The 20,830-nt window shown below is 61.7% G+C and carries 18 protein-coding genes and 1 pseudogene; 13 read left to right on the top strand and 6 right to left on the bottom strand.

Translation table 11 applies throughout. The features are described from left to right. Positions 1 to 2: 2 nt before the first annotated feature. A complete protein-coding gene (locus HX811_RS16820; RefSeq protein ID WP_177046627.1) occupies positions 3 to 791 on the bottom strand; it encodes a M949_RS01915 family surface polysaccharide biosynthesis protein in 789 nt (262 codons plus the stop codon). 469 nt (positions 792 to 1,260) lie between these two features. On the opposite strand from HX811_RS16820, the gene arnC reads away from it, so the two are divergent. The 13 genes and pseudogenes from arnC to HX811_RS16755 form a co-directional block, all read left to right on the top strand. Continuing rightward, positions 1,261 to 2,295 (top strand): undecaprenyl-phosphate 4-deoxy-4-formamido-L-arabinose transferase, encoded by a 1,035-nt coding sequence (arnC, locus tag HX811_RS16815; protein ID WP_169388512.1) that lies wholly within the window; start codon positions 1,261 to 1,263, stop codon positions 2,293 to 2,295. Beyond that, positions 2,292 to 4,283: a bifunctional UDP-4-amino-4-deoxy-L-arabinose formyltransferase/UDP-glucuronic acid oxidase ArnA gene (gene arnA / locus HX811_RS16810; RefSeq protein ID WP_177046626.1), complete on the top strand. Its 1,992-nt coding sequence runs from the start codon at positions 2,292 to 2,294 to the stop codon at positions 4,281 to 4,283. Before arnC ends, arnA begins: the two co-directional genes overlap by 4 nt. Next, positions 4,283 to 5,167, top strand: coding sequence for a 4-deoxy-4-formamido-L-arabinose-phosphoundecaprenol deformylase (gene arnD / locus HX811_RS16805; RefSeq protein ID WP_023658828.1), 885 nt, complete (start codon positions 4,283 to 4,285; stop codon positions 5,165 to 5,167). Before arnA ends, arnD begins: the two co-directional genes overlap by 1 nt. Next, positions 5,164 to 6,819 (top strand): lipid IV(A) 4-amino-4-deoxy-L-arabinosyltransferase, encoded by a 1,656-nt coding sequence (gene arnT / locus HX811_RS16800; protein ID WP_177046625.1) that lies wholly within the window; start codon positions 5,164 to 5,166, stop codon positions 6,817 to 6,819. Before arnD ends, arnT begins: the two co-directional genes overlap by 4 nt. Further along, complete coding sequence (gene arnE / locus HX811_RS16795; RefSeq protein WP_087693002.1) at positions 6,816 to 7,163, top strand: 4-amino-4-deoxy-L-arabinose-phosphoundecaprenol flippase subunit ArnE; 348 nt, start codon at positions 6,816 to 6,818, stop codon at positions 7,161 to 7,163. The genes arnT and arnE overlap by 4 nt, the downstream gene beginning before the upstream one ends. Beyond that, entirely contained in the window at positions 7,160 to 7,573 is a 414-nt protein-coding gene (gene arnF, locus HX811_RS16790; protein ID WP_177046624.1) for a 4-amino-4-deoxy-L-arabinose-phosphoundecaprenol flippase subunit ArnF, read from the top strand. Before arnE ends, arnF begins: the two co-directional genes overlap by 4 nt. Further along, positions 7,570 to 8,949 carry a UDP-glucose/GDP-mannose dehydrogenase family protein gene (locus tag HX811_RS16785; RefSeq protein WP_177009516.1) on the top strand — a complete coding sequence of 460 codons (1,380 nt, stop codon included), beginning with the start codon at positions 7,570 to 7,572 and terminating at the stop codon, positions 8,947 to 8,949. Before arnF ends, HX811_RS16785 begins: the two co-directional genes overlap by 4 nt. Before the next feature lie 3 nt (positions 8,950 to 8,952). Further along, a complete protein-coding gene (locus HX811_RS16780) occupies positions 8,953 to 10,575 on the top strand; it encodes a phospholipid carrier-dependent glycosyltransferase (RefSeq protein ID WP_177046622.1) in 1,623 nt (540 codons plus the stop codon). A 521-nt stretch (positions 10,576 to 11,096) separates the two neighbouring features. Then, positions 11,097 to 11,276, top strand: coding sequence for a type VI secretion system contractile sheath small subunit (locus HX811_RS16775; protein WP_256344058.1), 180 nt, complete (start codon positions 11,097 to 11,099; stop codon positions 11,274 to 11,276). 176 nt (positions 11,277 to 11,452) lie between these two features. Next, on the top strand, positions 11,453 to 12,151 hold the full coding sequence (locus tag HX811_RS16770) for an HPP family protein (RefSeq protein WP_177046620.1): 699 nt from the start codon (positions 11,453 to 11,455) through the stop codon (positions 12,149 to 12,151). Positions 12,152 to 12,293: 142 nt separating this feature from the next. Next, positions 12,294 to 13,397: an enoyl-CoA hydratase/isomerase family protein gene (locus HX811_RS16765; RefSeq protein ID WP_177046619.1), complete on the top strand. Its 1,104-nt coding sequence runs from the start codon at positions 12,294 to 12,296 to the stop codon at positions 13,395 to 13,397. 3 nt (positions 13,398 to 13,400) lie between these two features. Continuing rightward, positions 13,401 to 14,552, top strand: coding sequence for an acyl-CoA dehydrogenase family protein (locus HX811_RS16760; protein ID WP_177021110.1), 1,152 nt, complete (start codon positions 13,401 to 13,403; stop codon positions 14,550 to 14,552). Between the two features lie 145 nt (positions 14,553 to 14,697). Beyond that, a pseudogene (locus tag HX811_RS16755) lies at positions 14,698 to 14,883 on the top strand (acyl-CoA dehydrogenase family protein); the annotation flags it as partial. Positions 14,884 to 15,024: 141 nt separating this feature from the next. Here the strand turns inward: HX811_RS16755 and HX811_RS16750 are convergent. From HX811_RS16750 to HX811_RS16730, 5 genes are read right to left on the bottom strand one after another with little or no spacing between them, the layout of a single operon-like run. Next, positions 15,025 to 15,798 (bottom strand): enoyl-CoA hydratase, encoded by a 774-nt coding sequence (locus tag HX811_RS16750; RefSeq protein ID WP_003217608.1) that lies wholly within the window; start codon positions 15,796 to 15,798, stop codon positions 15,025 to 15,027. A 9-nt stretch (positions 15,799 to 15,807) separates the two neighbouring features. Next, on the bottom strand, positions 15,808 to 16,935 hold the full coding sequence (locus HX811_RS16745; protein ID WP_102604354.1) for an acyl-CoA dehydrogenase: 1,128 nt from the start codon (positions 16,933 to 16,935) through the stop codon (positions 15,808 to 15,810). Positions 16,936 to 16,944: 9 nt separating this feature from the next. After that, complete coding sequence (locus HX811_RS16740; protein WP_177046616.1) at positions 16,945 to 18,129, bottom strand: acetyl-CoA C-acyltransferase; 1,185 nt, start codon at positions 18,127 to 18,129, stop codon at positions 16,945 to 16,947. A gap of 10 nt (positions 18,130 to 18,139) precedes the next feature. Then, positions 18,140 to 18,907, bottom strand: a complete 768-nt coding sequence (locus HX811_RS16735; protein WP_008433459.1) for an SDR family NAD(P)-dependent oxidoreductase — start codon at positions 18,905 to 18,907, stop codon at positions 18,140 to 18,142. Positions 18,908 to 18,929: 22 nt separating this feature from the next. Further along, positions 18,930 to 20,579, bottom strand: a complete 1,650-nt coding sequence (locus HX811_RS16730; RefSeq protein ID WP_177042088.1) for an AMP-binding protein — start codon at positions 20,577 to 20,579, stop codon at positions 18,930 to 18,932. Positions 20,580 to 20,830: the final 251 nt, after the last annotated feature.

The raw sequence follows: 20,830 nt of genomic DNA, 5'->3' as shown, positions 1-20,830 counted from the left end.
GGCTATTCCTGATCGTCTTCTGCCGGGGCTGGTGTCTGCTGCTGGCTCCAGTCGGTGTCCTGCTTCTGCATCAAGGCAAACCAGTGCTGGCGCATGAACTCCAGGTACGGTTTGGGCGCCTTGGCAAAATCTTCTTCGTCGCCGTAACAGCCAGGAAGCGGCAGCTCGGTACCCTGCTCCTTATACTGGCTGACCAGCGCCTGTTGGGCGGCGATGCTGCAATCCTTGGGCAACGGCATGCCCTGCAGGGCGCCGGCGTCTTCATCCCACCAGCTGGCGCCATAGCGGTCGATGCCGCGCAGGCGGTACTTCTGCGACTTGCCGATGTGCATGATCAGCTTGAAATCATTGGGGCTGACGTCACTGGTGCAGGTGCGGCTATACCCCACGGTGACCTGGCTGATGCCATCGCCCAGCAGGTCGGTGACCCGGGTGGCGTCGCTGTTGAAGTGCGCGCCTGCATCGAACTCGCAATGCTGCACGTCGTCGTAGAGCATCCACAGGCGCTTGGGCCGGTCACCGTCGAGCAGGTACTGGGCGGCGTAGACAAAGGCCGACTGCGCACCGTCGTCGTCGCGTTCGCTGACTTGCTCTGCGAGTACCACCAGGTTCTTGCCCTGTTTGTCGCTCCAGACGAAGGCGCCGACCTGTTTACCCCGCACTTCTACGCCATCGGGCACCTGGTCGATGGACGTCAGTGCCACGCCGTCATCGGCCCGCACACTCGTGGCCCAGGCCACCGTCATCAACAACACCATCAACATTGGCCGTAAACGCTGCACGCTATTCATCCGACTGCCCTGGCAAGAGATGGCTTACTTTACCGGCACTTGCGCGGCATTGCAGAGAAGATTCTTCAGGAACCAGCCCGCGCGCGGAAAAAGCCTACCGGCCCTTCTCCCCTCATCGGCACGGCGTTGTCCGTACTTCTGCTGTTTACCTGAACCCTAGCTGTCTACCTGCCAAAAAAACGACTTTTTCATCTGCGTTTCATATTCGTTGAACATTTTTGCGCTTAATCTTGGCGGAACGACTTGAGAACGAACCGTACTTTGCAGGTTAACTCGTTGATTCCGCTTTACCTTTGAGCATTTTGGTCTTTACTCACGAAAGCCATGGAAGACCCACTGTGACCTGTCAGGACTGTCGAATGAATGCCACAAATCAACGCTATTTTTGATCGGATGCCCGGCATCCGAGGCTGACGATAACTGCTGTCTTTACGCTCCAAGTTGCTCTAACCCCCGAGGTAATGAATCTTTGAAACCCTATCCAATTCATTGCGTGTCGATCGTTATCCCGGTCTACAACGAACAAGAAAGCCTGCCTGAACTGCTGCGCCGCACCATGGCCGCCTGCAAACAACTGGCTTACGAATACGAAATCATCCTGGTGGACGACGGCAGCCGCGACAATTCCGCGCAATTGCTGGAAGACGCCGCCGCCCTCGAAGGCAGCAACGTGGTGGCGGTGATCCTCAACCGCAACTACGGCCAGCACGCCGCAATCATGGCCGGCTTCGAGCATTGCCGGGGCGACGTGGTGATCACCCTGGACGCCGACCTGCAAAACCCGCCGGAAGAAATCCCGCGTTTGGTCGAACAGGCCGCCCTGGGCTACGACGTGGTTGCCACCGTGCGCAACAACCGCCAGGACTCGGCCTTCCGCCGCTGGCCGTCGCGCCTGATCAACCTCGCCGTGCAACGCTCCACCGGCGTGGCCATGAGCGACTACGGCTGCATGCTGCGTGCTTATCGCCGCACCATCGTCGACGCCATGCTGGCCTGCCGCGAGCGCAGCACCTTTATCCCGATCCTGGCCAACAGCTTTGCGCGCCACACCACGGAAATCCTGGTGCATCACGCCGAGCGTGAACACGGCGAGTCCAAATACAGCCCGATGCGCCTGATCAGCCTGATGTTCGACCTGCTGACCTGCATGACCACCACGCCATTGCGCCTGTTGAGCATCGTCGGTTTCAGCCTGGCGGCCCTGGGCATGCTCTTCGCCTTTGCACTGATCGTGCTGCGTATCGCTTTCGGTGCCGGTTGGGCCGGCGACGGCATGTTCGTGCTGTTCGCCGTATTGTTCGTGTTCACCGGTGGCCAGTTCATCGGCATGGGCCTCCTGGGTGAATACCTGGGCCGCATGTACAGCGATGTGCGGGCCCGCCCACGGTTCTTTATCGAAAAAGTGCTGCGCAACCAACCGGCAGCACCGGCCGAGACCTTTACGGTCGACGGCCTGACGTCCTCCCACACCTCTACTTCTCCTTCCGATCAGGTTTCGTCATGAATTCAAAAGCTGTTGTCTTCGCTTACCACGATATTGGCTGTGCTGGCATTGAAGCCCTGCTCAATGCGGGTTACGAAATTGCTGCCGTGTTCACCCATGCCGATGATCCCAAGGAAAACAATTTCTACGGTTCCGTCGCCCAGCTGTGCGCCCGCAACGGTATCCCGGTGCACGCCCCGGAAGACGCCAACCACCCGCTGTGGATCGAGCGCATCGCCAAGCTGAACCCGGACTACATCTTCTCGTTCTACTACCGCAACCTGCTGAGCGAAGCCCTGCTGGCCACCGCCAAGAAAGGCGCGTTCAACCTGCACGGCTCCCTGCTGCCTAAATACCGTGGCCGCGCACCGGCCAACTGGGTGCTGGTGAACGGCGAAACCGAAACCGGCGTGACCCTGCACCGCATGGTCAAGCGTGCCGATGCCGGCGCGATCCTGGCCCAGCAGAAAGTCGTGATCGAGCGCACCGACACCGGCCTGACCCTGCACGCCAAACTGCGTGACGCCGCCACCAACCTGCTGCGCGACGCCCTGCCGCAACTGGCGCAAGGCAAGCTGGCTGAAACCGCACAGGACGAAAGCAAGGCCACCTACTTCGGTCGTCGCACCGCAGCGGACGGCAAGCTGGACTGGAAAAAACCGGCTGAAGAGCTGTTCAACCTGGTTCGCGCCGTTACCCAACCGTACCCGGGTGCCTTCTGCGCCGTGGGCGAGCACAAGCTGATCGTCTGGAGCGCCGAAGTCGTCAAGGGCAACGAAGGCCTGGCGCCAGGCCGCGTGATCAGCGTCAACCCGATGCGCATCGCCTGCGGTGAAGACTCCCTGGTGGTCAAGTCCGGCCAGCGCAACGAGAACGGCCTGTACCTGGCCGGCCCATCCCTGGCTGATGAACTGGGCCTGGTGGACGGTTCCGTACTGCGCGGCGCCGAGTCCGGCCGCAAGCCCCGTCGTACCCGCGTGCTGATCCTGGGTGTGAACGGTTTCATCGGTAACCACTTGTCCGAGCGTCTGCTGCGTGACGACCGTTACGAAATCTACGGCCTGGACATCGGCTCCGACGCCATCGAGCGCCTGCGCAGCCACCCGAATTTCCACTATGTGGAAGGCGACATCAGCATCCACTCCGAGTGGATCGAGTACCACATCAAGAAGTGCGACGTGGTCCTGCCGCTGGTGGCCATCGCCACCCCGATCGAATACACCCGCAACCCGCTGCGCGTATTTGAACTGGACTTCGAAGAGAACCTGAAACTGGTTCGCTACTGCGTGAAGTACAACAAGCGCGTGATCTTCCCGTCGACCTCCGAAGTGTATGGCATGTGCCAGGACCAGTACTTCGACGAAGACACCTCCAACCTGGTGGTGGGCCCGGTCAACAAGCAGCGCTGGATCTACTCGGTCTCCAAGCAACTGCTGGACCGCGTGATCTGGGCCTACGGCGACAAGGGCCTGAAGTTCACCCTGTTCCGTCCGTTCAACTGGATGGGCCCGCGCCTCGACCGCCTGGACTCGGCCCGTATCGGCAGCTCCCGCGCCATCACCCAGTTGATCCTGAACCTGGTGGAAGGCACGCCAATCCGTCTGTTCGACGGTGGCGAGCAGAAGCGTTGCTTCACTGACATCGCCGACGGTATCGAAGCCCTGGCGCGCATCATTGATAACGACAACGATAACTGCAACGGCCAGATCATCAACATCGGCAACCCGGAAAACGAAGCCAGCATCCGTCAGCTGGGCGAAGAACTGCTGCGTCAGTTCGAAGCTCACCCGCTGCGCAGCAACTTCCCTCCGTTCGCCGGTTTCCGCGACGTGGAAAGCAAGGCGTTCTACGGCACCGGTTACCAGGACGTGGCGCACCGCAAGCCAAGCATCGACAACGCCAAGCGCCTGCTGAACTGGGAGCCTACCGTGGAGATGAGCGAAACCATCGGCAACACCCTGGATTTCTTCCTGCGTGAAGCCATGCTCGAAATCGCGGACAAGCGTTGATGCAAGCGGGTCTACGCATCGACGTCGACACTTACCGAGGCACCCGTGAAGGGGTGCCAAGGTTGTTGGAGTCGCTTGATGAAGCCGGGGTCAAGGCGACCTTCTTCTTCAGCGTCGGGCCGGACAACATGGGGCGCCACTTGTGGCGCCTGATCCGCCCGCAGTTCCTGTGGAAGATGCTGCGCTCCAACGCGGCCGGTTTGTACGGCTGGGACATTTTGCTGGCCGGCACCGCCTGGCCGGGCAAACCCATTGGCCGCGACCTGGGGCACCTGATGCGCCAGGCCAAGGCCGCCGGGCATGAAGTCGGGCTGCACGCCTGGGATCATCACGGCTGGCAAGCCAACACCGGGCGCTGGAGCGATGCACAGCTGATCGAGCAGATTCGCCGTGGCGTCGACACCTTGAGCGACATCCTCGGTGAACCCATCGACTGCTCAGCCGCCGCGGGCTGGCGTGCCGATGAGCGCGTGGTGCAAGCCAAGCAACAGTTCAATTTCCGTTACAACAGCGATTGCCGTGGTACCAGCCTGTTCCGGCCAACCCTGGCGGATGGCAGTGCCGGCACGCCACAAATTCCGGTGGACATGCCGACCTTCGACGAAGTCGTGGGCCCGGTGGTGGCCGCCAAGGATTTCAATAGCTACATCCTCGACCGCTTCAAGCCGTCGAAGCTCAACGTCTATACGATCCACGCAGAAGTAGAAGGGATTCTGATGGCCAATGATTTTCGCCAGTTGCTCGCCCAGGCAGGGCAGCGCGGCATCGCGTTCAAACCGTTGGGCGACCTGTTGCCCGCCGACCTCACCACCCTGCCCCAGCAACAGCTGGTGCGTGGTGCGTTGAGCGGCCGTGAAGGCTGGCTCGGAGTGCAAAAGGCATGATCCGGCGCTGGGCCCTGCCCCTGCTCCTGCTGGCCTTCGGGGTGTTCTACCTGATCCCGTTGGCCACCCACGGCCTGTGGATCCCCGACGAAACCCGCTATGCGCAGATCAGCCAGGAAATGCTGCTGACCGGCAAATGGGCCTCGCCACACTTCATGGGGATTCGCTACTTCGAGAAACCGGCGGCCGGTTACTGGATGATCGCGCTGGGCCAGGCGATTTTCGGGCAGAACCTGTTCGGCGTGCGCTTTGCCTCGGCCTTGAGCACTGGCTTGAGCATCCTGCTGGTGTATTTCGTGGCCCGGCGTTTGTGGAACGACCCGCGCAAGAGCCTGGTCAGCGCCGTGCTGTACATGAGTTTTGTCAGCGTCGCGTTCCTGGCGGGCTATGCCAACCTCGACCCGCAGTTCACCTTCTGGGTCAACCTGACCGGGGCGGCGCTGTGGTTCTGCTTCGACAGCACCACCACCCGTGGACGCCTGTGGTCGTGGGCCTTGCTCGGGTTCGCCTGCGGCATGGGGTTCATGACCAAGGGTTTCCTTGCCTGGTTGCTGCCGGTGCTGATCGCCCTGCCCTACGTGCTCTGGCAAAAACGCTTTCGTGAACTGCTCACCTATGGCCTGGTGGCCGTGGTGGTGGCGATTGTCGTGAGCCTGCCCTGGGCGCTGATGGTCCATGCCCAGGAACCGGACTACTGGAATTTCTTCTTCTGGCACGAGCACATCCAGCGCTTTGCCGGCGACGACGCCCAGCACTCCGAGCCCTTCTGGTATTACCTGCCGCTGATGGTTGCGTTCACCCTGCCGTGGATGGCGTTGCTGCCGTCCACCGTGAAGCAGGCATGGCTGGAAAAACGCAACAGCAAGGTCGCCTTCCTGCTGCTGTGGCTGCTGATGCCGCTGGCGTTCTTCAGCCTGGCCAAGGGCAAGCTGCCGTCGTACATCATGCCCTGCCTGCTGCCACTGGCGCTGCTGATGGGGCATACCCTCGCCGACAAACTGGCCCAGGCCCGTGGCCGCGTACTGCGCATCAACGGCTGGGTGAATCTGGTCATTGGCGTATTGGCGTTGCTGACCCTGACCTGGTTCCAGCTGAAAAAACCGGTGTACGAGCACGGCCAGGAAACACTCAGCCTGGTGCTGGTGTTCGTCTTCCTGTTCGGCTGGATCATCGCCAACCTGCTGCAAGCCGCCCGCCCGTTGCACATGTGGGCCGCACCGGTGATCGGCAGCTGGTTGCTGGTGGCGCTGGTGCCGGCCGCGTTGCCGCACTCGGTGGTTTATAACAAGACCCCCGACCAGTTCATCATCGACCACCTCCAGGAGCTGCAGCCGACCACTGCGTTGCTGAGCAACGACCTCGGCGCCGCATCGGCCTTGTCATGGCGCCTGCAGCGTCCTGAAGTGATGCTCTACAACACCGTTGGCGAAGTGAAATACGGCATCGCCTTCCCGGACACCGCTTACCGCAAGATCGATGCCGCCAGCGTCCAGCAATGGATGAGCGAGGCGCGCAAGCAAGGCTCGGTGGGCGTGGTGATGCGGGTCAAGGGTGACGACGAACGCCAGGAAGTGGACCTGCTGCCCAAAGACGGCAAGCGTTACGAGCAGGGCAATATCGTGATTCTGATCTTCCCGCAGAGCGCGCCATGACCACTCTGCTGCTGTTGTTAGGTGCCTGCCTGCTGACCTGCATGGGCCAGGTGTCCCAGAAGTTTGCCGTGGAAGGCTGGCGTGACCAGCCCGACGGTTGGGCCCCGAAGCTGCGCTCGCCGTGGCTGTGGTCGGCGCTGGTGTGCCTGGGCCTGGGTTTGCTGGTGTGGCTGCTGGTGTTGCAACGCCTGGAAGTCGGTATCGCCTACCCGATGCTGAGCCTCAATTTTGTATTGGTCACCCTGGTGGCGCGCTTTGTGTTCCACGAACACATCGATGGTCGCCACTGGTTCGGCGTGCTGCTGGTGATTGCCGGTGTGGTGCTGCTGGGGCGTCAGGTATGAGTCGCGCTCGCGGTTTTGCCCTGGCCCTGGGCAGCGTGGCGCTGGTCAGCGGTGCCCAGTTGGGCATGCGCTGGAGCATGACGCGCCTGCCACTGCCTGCTGAATGGCTGACAGCACTCAACACGGGTGCCATCGACCTCGGCGCACTGAGCGTGGTGATCCTGGCGATCATCGCCTATGCCCTGTCGATGCTCTGCTGGCTTGGCGCGCTCAAAGACCTGCCGCTGGGCCGTGCCTACTCGCTGCTCAGCATCAGCTACGCATTGGTCTACCTGCTGGCCGCCAGCCTGCCGGTGTTCAACGAACATTTTTCGCTTTCAAAAACTGCGGGAGTGGCCTTGGTCATCCTCGGAGTCCTGACTATCAACTCTCGTCGTGCTAGCACCACAAGTCCCAGGAATGCCCCATGAAAATCAGTGTATTTGGTAGTGGTTACGTCGGTCTGGTGCAGGCCACCGTATTGGCCGAAGTCGGTCACGATGTCATCTGCATGGACGTTGACGAGAACAAGGTCAAGCTGCTGCAACAGGGCCACGTGAGCATCTTCGAGCCGGGGCTGGCGGCCATGGTCAAGGAAAACCTCGAAGGCGGACGCCTGACGTTTACCTATGATGAAAAAATCGCCGTCGAACATGGCGAAGTGCTGTTCATCGCCGTGGGCACCCCCTCCGATGAAGACGGCTCGGCCGACCTGAAATACGTGCTGTCCGTGGGCGATGCAGTGGCTCGCCACCGTATCGACCCGGTGATCCTCGTGGAAAAATCCACCGTACCCGTAGGCACCGGCGACACCTTGCGTGCGCACATGGAAAAAGCCCTGCGCATTGCCGGCCGCCACCTGGAGTTCGATATCGTCTCCAACCCGGAATTCCTCAAGGAAGGCTCGGCCGTTGCCGACTGCCGCCGCCCGGACCGGATCGTCATCGGCTGCGAACGTGAAGAAGTGCGCGAGGTAATGCGTGAGCTGTATGCACCGTTCAACCGCAACCACGACCGCATCATCTTCATGGACCTGCGCAGCGCCGAACTGACCAAGTACGCCGCCAACTGCATGCTGGCCACCAAGATCAGCTTTATCAACCAGATCGCCGAACTGGCCGAACACCTGGGCGCGGACATCGAAGCCGTGCGCCTGGGCATTGGTGCCGACTCGCGTATCGGCTACCACTTCATCTACCCAGGTTGCGGTTATGGCGGCTCTTGTTTCCCCAAGGACATGCGCGCCCTGATCCACAGCGCCAAGGCCGCCAACTGCTCCAGCGACCTGCTGGAAGCCGTGGAAGCCATCAACCAGCGCCAGAAGAGCAAGCTGTTCGAACGTGCCAATGCATTCTTCAAGGGCGACCTGCGCGGCAAGACCTTCGCCTTGTGGGGCCTGGCGTTCAAGCCCAACACCGACGATATGCGCGATGCGCCAAGCCGGGTGCTGATGGAAGCCTTGTGGGCCGCCGGCGCCAATGTACGTGCGTTTGACCCGGAAGCCATGCAGGAAACCCAGCGCATCTACGGTGATGACCCGCGCCTGATGCTGATGGGGACCCCGGAATCCACCTTGAGCGGCTCCGACGCCTTGATCATTTGCACCGAATGGCAGCAGTTCAAGGCTCCGGACTTCGACCTGATCCAGCAACGCCTGAAAACCCCGGTGATCTTCGACGGCCGCAACCTGTACGACGGCGAACGCCTGGCACGCAAAGGCATCCAGTACTTCCCGATGGGCCGCGGCGATTCCTGCAACTTGCCGATCCCCCAGCAAAACTGGGCGCCTCAGGCCGAGGAAGCCTGAGACGTGGACAAAGCTCATCGGCCCCTGCTCAGCCCGACGATCCGCCGACACTCATGGATTTTGGGGCTGCTGGCCCTGATCCTGTTTGTCGCGGGCAACTGGAACCAGGCAATCATCGGCTTTGACTCGCGCTTCGTGCTGTTCGCCCAGGAGATGCTGCGCCACGGGCCGGGGTTCTTCCCGACCACGTACGGGCAACCTTATGCCGATTACCTGGCCACCTCGACGCTGTTGACCTGGCTGCTGTCGGTGCCCCTGGGGCAGGTCACCAGCCTGACGGCCTGGCTGCCCACGGCCATCGCTTCAGCACTGATCGTGGTGCTGCTCTACCGGCTGACCGCGCCCTACTCCCGGCGCTGGGCACTGCTGAGCATCGCGGTGATGCTGCTCAGCAGTACCTTCATCAGCGAAACCCGCGCGGTGTCCCTCGACCAGATGCTGGCGGCAGTGGCTCTGACAGTCTTCTACCTGGGTTACGCCCACGACCACTTCGGCGCCGGCAAGCGCCTGCACTGGCTGTTTGCGCTGCTGATCGTGGGGTTCGCGATCCGTGGGCCGATCGGCCTGGTGATCCCCACCGGCATGCTGTGCAGCTATTACCTGATCAATCGGCAATGGCGCCAGCTGTTCAGTTTCGGCCTGCTGGCGTTGGCGTTACTGGCGGCGTGCGTGGGCCTGCTGTTGCTGCTGGCCAAGCTCAGTGGCGGTGAAACGTTCATGCAGGACGTGATCCGCATGCAGTTCCTGGGTCGCATGGACGGCACCGAAGGCTCCGGCAGCGTGCTGTATTACTTCAGCAGTTCGCTGGGCAACTACGCGCCGGCGTATCCGTTGGCAATACTCGCGCTGATTGCGATTGTCGCCGGTGGCCGCGAGGACAAGGGCCCGGCGCTGAAACTGGTGCTGTACTGCCTCGCCGCCGGCTTGATCGTGATGATCGGCTTGTCGGTGCCGCAGGCGAAAAAAGCGCGCTATGTGCTGCCGATGCTGCCCCTGGCAGCAATCATCGCCGCGTACCCGTTCCAGGTGTCGCGGGGCAGACTGTTCGCCGGGCTGCGCTGGCTGATGCTGGGGTTGTGGACGGTCATTCCGGGGCTGCTGATCGCAGGCTTGTTCGTGGCGCGTCACCGCTTCCCCGAGCAGATTGGCAGCCTCAATCCGGTGTTCGGGATCCTGATCGCGATCCAGGTGCTGGCACTGGGCTTGCTGTTCAACCAGCGCCTTCGCTACGTGGGCCCGGCCTTCGCCGCGGTATTGGCGGTGTGGCTGGCGTATATCGTGATGGTCGAGCCCCTGGAGCGTCGCCTGTATGACACGCGCACCTTTACCCTCCAGGCCCATGCGCTGACCCAGCAACAACCGGCGCCGCTGGTACTGCACGCACTGGGCAAGGACGCAAAAGCCATCAAGTTCATGGTCAACCTCGATTGCGACCGAGTGCCGTTGTTTACCCAGTTGCCTGCCGACCTCGCGCCGATCCAGGCTCCTGCATGGCTGATCATGAGCCAGTCGGACTATGAAGCGTTGAGCGACCCGCGTTTTCGTTCACTGCAGCCGGTACTGACCGGCCAGTTCGACAAGAACCCCTACGTACTGCTGCATTTGATCAAACCCGCACAACCTTGATACAGGGCGCGGGATAAGCGGAACCAACCGCTTATCCCGCGCCAGTACATTCAGTAGTTATAAATCCAAGTGTATGTAAGAAACTTCTTTGCCCATTCAACTTCGAAACTTTTAGCGTAGCAACTATCGAGAAACATCCTACGCATCTATACGCTGCTACCGATAACACGCCCTCTTCCCGCCCCCAGCCCTCGACTGTAGACTCGCCTGCCAAGCGAGTTAATTATTTAATACCTTCTAACTATTTTCAGAAGTTCCAAAGGTGCGGTGTAAGGCATTCCTGTTACTTTCGAAAGAAACTCGACGAACGTAGCAGCAAGCCATCAATCAAGACATGCCCCGCTTAAACGAATAGTCGAAATAACAATAACGACGTTTTAAACAGCATTTAGCGCTGCCGTTTATTTCATTTAGAGGAATGTTTTGTGTCCGACCATCGATTGCCCGACCCTTCAACCTCTGACGCTGTTTCGCCTTTGTCCTGCGACAAAGTCAATGCGGGTTACATCCCGCTGCCGCAACTGGATCGGCTCATGGAACTGCGTGATGCGCTGGTGGTGCTCAAGGGGCCATTGGCCAACAATCCATCGCTGCGGGAAAATGTACAAAACCTGCTGATCAACGAGGAAACCGATGACCGTGTGCTGGGCAAGATCAGCAACCCCATGCCACCGCCAACCCGCCTGATACCGTTTGGCTGACGCGCTTTACTGCAAAAATACTGCACTTGACCTGCATTAATATGCATTGGCAGCAGTCTTCATCGATTGGCACACTGCGCAGGTTCCTCCCCCAAATGCAGGAACTTCTTTAAAGGGCTTTTCCGGGAAACCAGGCAAGCCTTTTTTTTCGCCCGCTTTTTATGGACCCTCTGTCAATGCTCGCTCGCTGGTTACCCGCTGCCATCAATACCCGCCCTGCCGAATGGAGTCGTGCCGCCATCGGCATGGCCCTGGGCACACTGTTCAGCGTCTGGGTATGCGCCCAGGTGTTCGGCACCGAGGTGGCCCTGCACCTGATAGGCCCGCTGGGAGCCTCGGCGGTGCTGCTGTTTGCCGTATCCTCCGGCGCGCTGGCCCAGCCCTGGTCGATCATCGGCAGCTACCTGTGTGCCGGGATCGTTGCGCTGCTGGTGGCCCGGGTATTGGGCCGAACGCTGGGCAGCGCATGCCTGGCTGCCGGGATGACCGTGATCCTGATCTGCTGGCTGCGCTGCCTGCATCCACCGGCGGGCGGCCTGGCCATGAGCCTGGTGCTGGCTGACCCTGCCTCGATTGCCATGGGCTGGCACGAACTGGGCGCAGTGATGCTGGGCGCCGCTGCCTTGCTGGCCTGCGCACTGGCCTATAACAACGCAACCCGCACGCGTTATCCCAAGGGAGCCAGCGAGCCCGCTGTGCCGAACTTCATGCCAACGGCCATCGAAAACTCAGGCATCAGCGCCGAAGACCTCAAGCAGGCCCTGGCCGAGCGCGAGCAGTTCCTGGACGTGACACCGCAGGAACTGGAAGAACTGATCCAGGCCAGCGAACGCTATGCCCGGCGACGGACGATCGGCGCGGTTTTCCAACGCTAGGGCCGGCATCATCCCTAGGGCAAAAATGCAAAAACGACCTGCATGATTCCGACTTGTACTGGGCAAATTTGCACTGGTACGATCGCGAGATGGTTCGCCTACGAACATCTTGATAAAGAACAATAAAAGCAGGGAGTTAGAGATGACTGCTCAGGTTTCATCCGAAGCAAGCAGCGCCGGGGTCGTGCACGACGAGGTCCTGGCGCACGTACGCAACCACATAGGCCACCTGACCCTCAATCGCCCCGCCGGCCTTAACGCCATTACCCTGGACATGGTCCGCAGCCTCAGCCGGCATTTGCACGCGTGGGCGGTCGATCCCCAGGTGCATGCCGTGGTGTTGCGCGGTACCGGTGAAAAAGCCTTCTGCGCCGGCGGCGACATTCGCTCGCTGTACGACAGCTTCAAGAGCGGCGATACCCTCCACGAAGACTTCTTCGTCGAGGAATACGCCCTCGACCTCGCCATTCATAACTATCGCAAACCGGTCCTGGCACTGATGGACGGCTTCGTCCTTGGCGGTGGCATGGGCCTGGTGCAAGGCGCCGACCTGCGGGTGGTCACCGACCGCAGCCGCCTGGCAATGCCCGAGGTGGCCATCGGGTATTTCCCTGACGTGGGCGGCAGCTATTTCCTGCCGCGCGTTCCCGGGGAACTGGGGATCTACCTCGGGGTGACCGGCGTGCAGATTCGCGCCGCCGACGCCCTGTATTGCGGCCTGGCGGACTGGTACCTCGACAGCGCCCGGCTCGCCGACCTCGACCAGCGCCTGGACCGCCTGGAATGGCACGATTCTCCCCTCAAGGACCTGCAAGGCCTGCTGGCCAGCCTCGCGGTGCAACAATTGCCCGACGCCCCCCTGGCGGCGCTACGCCCAGCCATCGATCACTTCTTTGCCTTGCCGGACGTGCCGAGCATCGTCGAGCAATTGCAGCAAGTCACCGTCGCCGACAGCCATGACTGGGCATTGACCACCGCCAGCCTGATGCAGACGCGCTCCCCCCTGGCCATGGCCGTGACCCTGCAGATGCTGCGTCGCGGGCGCCACCTGCCGCTGGAGCAGTGCTTTGCCCTGGAACTGCACCTGGACCGCCAATGGTTTGCCCGTGGCGACCTGATCGAAGGCGTCCGCGCCCTGCTGATCGACAAGGACAAAACCCCTCGCTGGAACCCTCCAACCCTGCAGGCGTTGGAGGCTGATCATGTCGAAAGCTTCTTCCGCGACTTCGACAAGAACGGGAACTAAGTCATGCAAGATATTGAATTTACAGAAGAACAAGTGATGATCCGCGACATGGCGCGGGACTTTGCCCGTGGCGAAATCGCCCCCCACGCCCAGGCTTGGGAAAAGGCCGGCTGGATCGACGATGCCCTGGTCGCCAAGATGGGCGAGTTGGGTTTGCTGGGCATGGTGGTGCCTGAAGAATGGGGCGGCACCTACGTCGACTACGTGGCCTACGCCCTGGCAGTGGAAGAGATTTCCGCTGGCGACGGCGCTACCGGCGCACTGATGAGTATCCATAATTCAGTGGGTTGCGGGCCAATCCTCAACTACGGCTCACAAGCACAAAAGGAAACCTGGCTGGCGGAACTGGCCAGCGGCCAGGCCATCGGTTGCTTCTGCCTGACCGAACCCCAGGCCGGTTCCGAAGCGCACAACCTGCGCACCCGTGCCGAACTGCGGGACGGCCAGTGGGTGATCAACGGCGCCAAGCAGTTTGTCAGCAACGGCAAGCGCGCCAAGCTGGCGATCGTGTTTGCAGTGACCGACCCTGAACTGGGCAAGAAAGGCATCTCGGCGTTCCTGGTGCCGACCAACACCCCGGGCTTCGTGGTGGACCGTACCGAACACAAGATGGGCATTCGTGCCTCGGACACCTGCGCCGTCACCCTCAACCAGTGCACCGTACCGGAAGCCAACCTGCTGGGTGAACGCGGCAAGGGCCTGGCCATCGCCCTGTCCAACCTCGAAGGCGGACGCATCGGGATTGCCGCCCAGGCGCTGGGTATCGCCCGTGCCGCCTTTGAGGCCGCGCTGGCCTATGCCCGTGACCGGGTGCAGTTCGACAAGGCGATCATCGAGCACCAAAGCGTGGCCAACTTGCTGGCCGACATGCAAACCCGCCTGAATGCGGCGCGCCTGCTGATCCTGCACGCCGCCCGATTGCGCAGTGCGGGCAAGCCGTGCCTGTCGGAGGCCTCCCAGGCCAAGTTGTTTGCCTCGGAAATGGCCGAGAAGGTGTGCTCTTCAGCCATGCAGATTCATGGGGGTTATGGCTATCTGGAGGACTACCCGGTGGAGCGTTACTACCGGGATGCGCGGATTACCCAGATTTACGAGGGCACCAGCGAGATTCAGCGGATGGTGATTGCCAGGGAGTTGAAAAACTACCAGCTGTAACAGGTATTTCGCATAACCAATGTGGGAGCGGGCTTGCTCGCGAAGGCGGTGGATCAGTCGATACATCGGGTGACTGTAATACCGCCTTCGCGAGCAAGCCCGCTCCCACATTTTTAGATCTTCAGCGTTTCAGGGCAGTGTTTACTTTGCCTCGGAAATGGCCGAGAAGGTGTGCTCTTCAGCCATGCAGATTCATGGGGGTTATGGCTATCTGGAGGATTACCCGGTGGAGCGTTACTACCGGGATGCGCGGATTACTCAGATTTACGAAGGCACCAGCGAGATTCAGCGGATGGTGATTGCCAGGGAGTTGAAAAACTACCCGCTGTAACAGGTATTTCGCATAACCAATGTGGGAGCGGGCTTGCTCGCGAAGGCGGTGGATCAGTCGATACATCGAGTGACTGTAATACCGCCTTCGCGAGCAAGCCCGCTCCCACATTTTTTGATCTTCAGCGTTTCAGGACAGTGTTTACTTGTCCTTGAACTCCGGCGCACGCTTGGCCACAAACGCCGCCATGCCTTCCTTCTGATCCAGCGTGGCAAACGCCGCGTGGAACACCCGGCGCTCAAAGCGCACGCCTTCGGACAGGCTCACTTCAAACGCACGGTTCACGCTTTCCTTGACCATCATGCTGATGGGCACCGACTTGCCGGCGATCAGGGTCGCGACTTTCAATGCTTCGTCCAACAGCTCATCCGCCGGCACGATGCGCGCGACGATCCCGCAGCGCTCGGCTTCCACCGCATCGATAAAGCGCCCGGTCAGGCACATTTCCATGGCCTTGGCCTTGCCCACGGCGCGGGTCAGGCGCTGGGTGCCGCCCATGCCCGGCAGCACGCCGAGGTTGATTTCCGGCTGGCCAAACTTGGCGTTGTCGCCCGCCAGGATGAAGTCGCACATCAAGGCCAGTTCACAGCCGCCACCCAGGGCAAACCCGTTGACCGCCGCAATGATCGGCTTGCGGCGGTTGGCCACGCGATCGCTGTCGCTGAACAGGTCGTCGAGGTAGATCTGCGGGTAGGTCAGCTCGGCCATTTCCTTGATGTCGGCACCGGCGGCAAAGGCTTTTTTCGAGCCGGTCAGCACGATGCAGCCGATTTCCGGGTTGGCTTCCAGGCTGTCCAGCGCCTGGTTCAGCTCGCTGACCAGTTGCGCGTTCAGGGCGTTCAGCGCTTGCGGGCGATTGAGGGTGATCAGCCCGACCCGGCCCTGCACGTCCAGCAAAATGCTTTCGTAACTCATAGAGACTCCTCAGAGATTGCGTGAAATGACCATGCGTTGAATATCGCTGGTGCCTTCGTAAATCTGGCAGACCCGCACATCGCGGTAGATCCGCTCCAGGGGAAAGTCGCTCAGGTAACCGTAACCGCCGAGGGTTTGCAAGGCTGCCGAGCAGACCTTTTCGGCCATTTCCGAAGCAAACAGCTTGGCCATGGACGCTTCCACCAGCGCCGGCTTGCCGCTGTCACGCAGGGCGGCGGCGTAATGCACCATCTGCCGGGCCACGGCGATTTGCGTCGCCATGTCCGCCAGGCGGAAGGCCACGGCCTGGTGCTCGATGATCGGCTTGCCAAAGCTTTCCCGCTCGCGGGCGTAGTCCCGGGCCGCTTCAAATGCCGCCCGCGCCATGCCCACCGCCTGCGAAGCAATGCCGACACGCCCGCCTTCGAGGTTGGCCAGGGCGATCCGGTAGCCTTCGCCCTCCTCGCCCAAACGATTGGCCACCGGCACCTGCACATCCTCAAACAGGATCTGGCAGGTGTCGGAAGCATGCTGGCCGAGCTTGTCCTCGACCCGCGCGACGCTGTAGCCCGGCGAGTCGGTGGGCACGATAAAGGCGCTGATGCCGCGTTTGCCGGCAGCCGGATCGGTGACTGCAAACACAATCACGATCCCGGCGTTTTGCCCGGAGGTGATGAACTGCTTGCAGCCATTCAAGACGTAGTGATCGCCCTCCAGCCGGGCACGGGTTTTCAGGCCGCTGGCGTCGGAACCGGCCTGGGGCTCGGTCAAGGCAAACGCACCGAGCATCGCACCACTGGCCAGGGGCTTGAGGAACTGCTCGCGCTGTTGATCATTGCCGAACTTGAGGATCGGCACGCAGCCCACGGAGTTGTGCACGCTCATGATGGTCGAGCAGGCGCCGTCACCGGCAGCGATCTCTTCCAGGGCCATGGCGTAGGCCAGGTAGCCGGTATCACAGCCGCCCCATTGCTCCGGGACCAGCATGCCGAAAAAGCCCAGCTCGGCCATTTCACCAATGGCTTCCTTGGGAAAGCGATGCTCGCGGTCCCACTCGGCCGCGAACGGTTTGAGGCGTTCCTGGGCAAATTGCCGGGCGGCTTCGCTGATTTGCAGTTGTTCGTCATTCGGCAGCATAGGTGTTCCTTAGTACAGGCATTCAACGGCCATGGCCGTGGCTTCACCGCCGCCGATGCAGATCGCTGCAACGCCGCGATTGAGGCCTTTCTGGCGCAGGGCCGAAAGCAGGGTTACCAGGATCCGCGCGCCGGACGCGCCAATCGGATGGCCCAGGGCACAGGCACCGCCATGGATGTTGACCTTGCTGTGGGGAATCTCCAGCTTGCTCATGGTCACCAGGCTGACCACGGCAAAGGCTTCGTTGATTTCAAACAGGTCGACTTCGTCGAGGTTCCAGCCGGTCTTGCTCATCAGCTTGCGGATCGCCCCCACCGGCGCTACCGGGAACAGGCCAGGCTCATCGGCAAACGCCGCGTGGCCATGGATCACCGCCAGAGGCTTGAGCCCGCGCTTGTGCGCTTCGGACTGGCGCATCAGCAGCAGCGCCGCCGCACCGTCGGAAATCGAACTGGAGTTGGCGGCCGTCACCGTGCCGCCTTCACGGAAGGCCGGCTTCAGGGTGGCGATCTTGTCCAGCTTGGCTTTCGGCGGCTGCTCGTCGTGGATGATGGTTTTCTGTTCCTTGCCCACGGTGACCTGCACCGGGACGATTTCGGCGATGAAGTTGCCGTCGGTGATCGCCTGTTGCGCACGGGTCAGGGACGCAATCGCGAACGCGTCCTGGGCCTCGCGGGAAAAGCCGTTGTGCTCGGCGCAGTCCTCGGCAAAGGTGCCCATCAGGCGGCCCTTGTCGTAGGCGTCTTCAAGGCCGTCGAGGAACATGTGGTCGAGCACCCGGCCGTGGCCCATGCGATAGCCGCTGCGGGCGCGGTCCAGCAGGTACGGCGCGTTGGACATGCTCTCCATGCCACCGGCGATGGCCACCTCCATGCTGCCTGCCAGCAACGCGTCATGGGCCAGGATCGTGGATTCCATGCCCGAGCCGCACATCTTGTTGAGGGTGGTGCAGCGCGTGGACTTGTCCAGGCCAGCACCCAGCGCCGCCTGGCGTGCCGGCGCCTGGCCGAGGCCGGCGGGCAGCACGCAACCGAACAGCACTTCATCCACGGCATCGGAAGCGATACCGGCGCGTTCGACCGCTGCACGAATCGCCGCAGCGCCCAGTTGCGGAGCGGTGAGGCCTTTGAGATCGCCCTGGAACCCGCCCATCGGGGTGCGTACCGCGCTGACAATAACGATTGGATCAGTCATGAAAATTTCCTTATTTGGCTGCCATGCGCAAGGCCCCGTCGAGACGGATCACCTCGCCGTTGAGCATGCTGTTTTCAATGATATGCCGCACCAGCGCGGCGTACTCGCCCGGTTTGCCCAGGCGCGGCGGGAATGGCACGCCGGCGGCGAGGGATTCGCGCACTTGCGGCGTCATGCCCGCCATCATCGGAGTTTCAAAAATACCGGGGGCGATGGTCATCACCCGAATCCCGTAGCGCGCCAGTTCGCGGGCCGCCGGCAGGGTCAGGCTGGCAATCGCGCCCTTGGAAGCGGCATAGGCCGCCTGGCCGATCTGGCCGTCAAACGCTGCCACTGAAGCGGTATTGATGATCACACCGCGCTCGCCATCGGCATTCGCCTCGGTTTCAGCGATAGCCGCTGCAGCCAGGCGCAGCAGGTTGAAACTGCCGATCAGGTTGACGTTGATCACCTGGGCGAAGTTGGCCAGCACGTGCGGGCCATTTTTGCCGAGGATTTTCTCGCCCCGCACCACACCGGCACAGTTGACCAACCCATGCAAACCGCCAAAGGCGGCGACGGTGGCCTGTACCGCCGCTTCGGCAGCGGCTTCCTGGCTGATATCGGCGACTACGCTGCGGGCCTGCGCGCCGAGCTTTTGCGCCTGGGCGGCCACTGCGTCGGCGTTCAGGTCCACCAGCATCACCTTGGCACCGGCCGCCACGAGCATCTCGGCGGTTGCCGCGCCGAGGCCTGAAGCGCCACCGCTGACCAGAAAAACCTTGTTCTCAATCTGCATCATTGTTTCCTTGAAGAATGGGTCACGCCGTGGCCGCCTGGGCCTTGGCAATTTCCTGATTACGCAAAATGAAGCGTTGCAGCTTGCCGCTCGGGGTCTTGGGCAGCTCGCTGACAAATTCGATTTCCCGCGGGTACGAGTGAGCGGCCAGGCGCTTGCGCACGTGCTGGCGCAGCTCTTCGGCCAGGGCCGGCTCGGCGCGGTACTGCTCGCTGAGCACCACAAACGCCTTGACGATCTCGGTGCGTTCCGGACACGGCTTGCCCACTACGGCGGCTTCCACCACGGCCGGATGCTCGATCAAGGCGCTCTCTACGTCGAACGGCCCCACGCGATAGCCGGAGGTGGTGATCACATCGTCGCTGCGCCCGACAAAGCTGATGCTGCCATCGGGGTTCAGCTCCACCGTATCGCCGCTGAGGTAGTACTTGCCGACGAAGGCCTTGGTCTTGACGCCGTCATAACCGGCAAACCAGCACATCGGCGATTGCTCGCGGTCGATGGCGAGGATGCCCGGTTGGCCGGCGGGCAACTCCTGATGGTTGTCGTCCAGCACCACAATGCGATGGCCCGGCGAGGCAAAGCCCGCGGAGCCAACGTGCACCGGATGCTCCAGGCCATGGTGATTGCACAGCACCATGCCCAGCTCGGTCTGGCCGTAGTGGTCGTGGATGGTCACGCCGAGGTTATCGGCGAACCAGCGGATCACTTCCGGGTTCAATGGCTCGCCGGCGCTGCTGACAATACGCAGCTTGCCCTTGATCGACTTGGCGAACTGCTCGCCCCCGGCGATCAGCAGGCGGTAGGCGGTGGGAGAACCGGTGAGGTTGGTAATCCCGTATTTGTTGATGACGCGGCAGGTGCTTTCGAGGGTGAACGGGCCATCGTAGAAGGTGATCGGGTGGCCCATGGACAAGGGGCCGGTCACGCCGAAATAGATGCCGTAGGCCCAGCCCGGGTCGGCGACGTTCCAGAATGCGTCTTCGGGGCGCAGGTCGACGGCGTCGCGGGTGTAGCTTTGGAACGCGACGATTGCCTTGAGCGGCACGGCGAGGGCTTTCGACGGGCCGGTGGTGCCTGAGGTGAACATCAGCAGGAACGGGTCGTCGGCGCCCAGCAATACGGGTTCGCAGAGGTTGGAATAGTTGGGCAGTTCGGCCCAGAAGCTGAAATCGCCGCGCACGATGCCTTCGCCGTTGGGGCCGGCGACGGTGACAATGGTCGGACAGTCGGCCACTTCCGTCAGTTTGGGACGGTTTACTGCATCGGTCACCACCAGCGCGGCGCCGGAGCTGTTCAGGCGGTGTTCGATGGCCTTGGGGCCGAAGGCGGTGAACAGCGGCTGATAGACCGCGCCGATGCGCCAGGTGGCGAGGACGACCACCAGCAACTCGGCGGTGCGTGGCAGGAGGCCTGCCACCTTGTCGCCGCGATTGACGCCCTGGGCCAGGAGGAAGTTGGCGAAGCGTGCGGCCTGGTCTTGCAGTTGGGTGAAGGTGACGGTGGCGCTGCGGCCCTCCTTGCCCTCCCAGAACAGTGCGATGCGGCCAGGTAATGCGTGGCGGTCGCAGCATTCGACGCAGGCGTTGAGGGCCTGCAGGTTGCCCGACAAGGCGGCGTCGACGGTGTGTTGGTAGTTGAACTGGGTGGTGGCAGCCGAGTAATCACGCATCGCTTCAAATCCCTGTGTGTTTTTTATTTTCAGGATGGGTACGTAGACCGGTGAAATAGTCGCTCTAGAGCGGTGGGTGGGCAATGGTCAAAGCTTTCAACTTGGTTGACTGGTTTGGCCAATGGGGGGCGCTGTTTGGTGTGTGTGTATATCCGTTTTTTGGGTGATGGCTTGTATTGGTTCCGCTCTTACAGCGGCTCACTTTTGAAAAGCGCAAAAGTAAGCAAAACGCTCTTGCCCCACCACTCGGC

It is taken from the genome of Pseudomonas sp. F8002 (assembly GCF_013385495.1).
Classification (GTDB): Bacteria; Pseudomonadota; Gammaproteobacteria; order Pseudomonadales; family Pseudomonadaceae; genus Aquipseudomonas.
The sequence above is the reverse complement of the archived record's forward strand: the minus strand, read 5'-3'. Positions and strand labels throughout refer to the sequence as shown.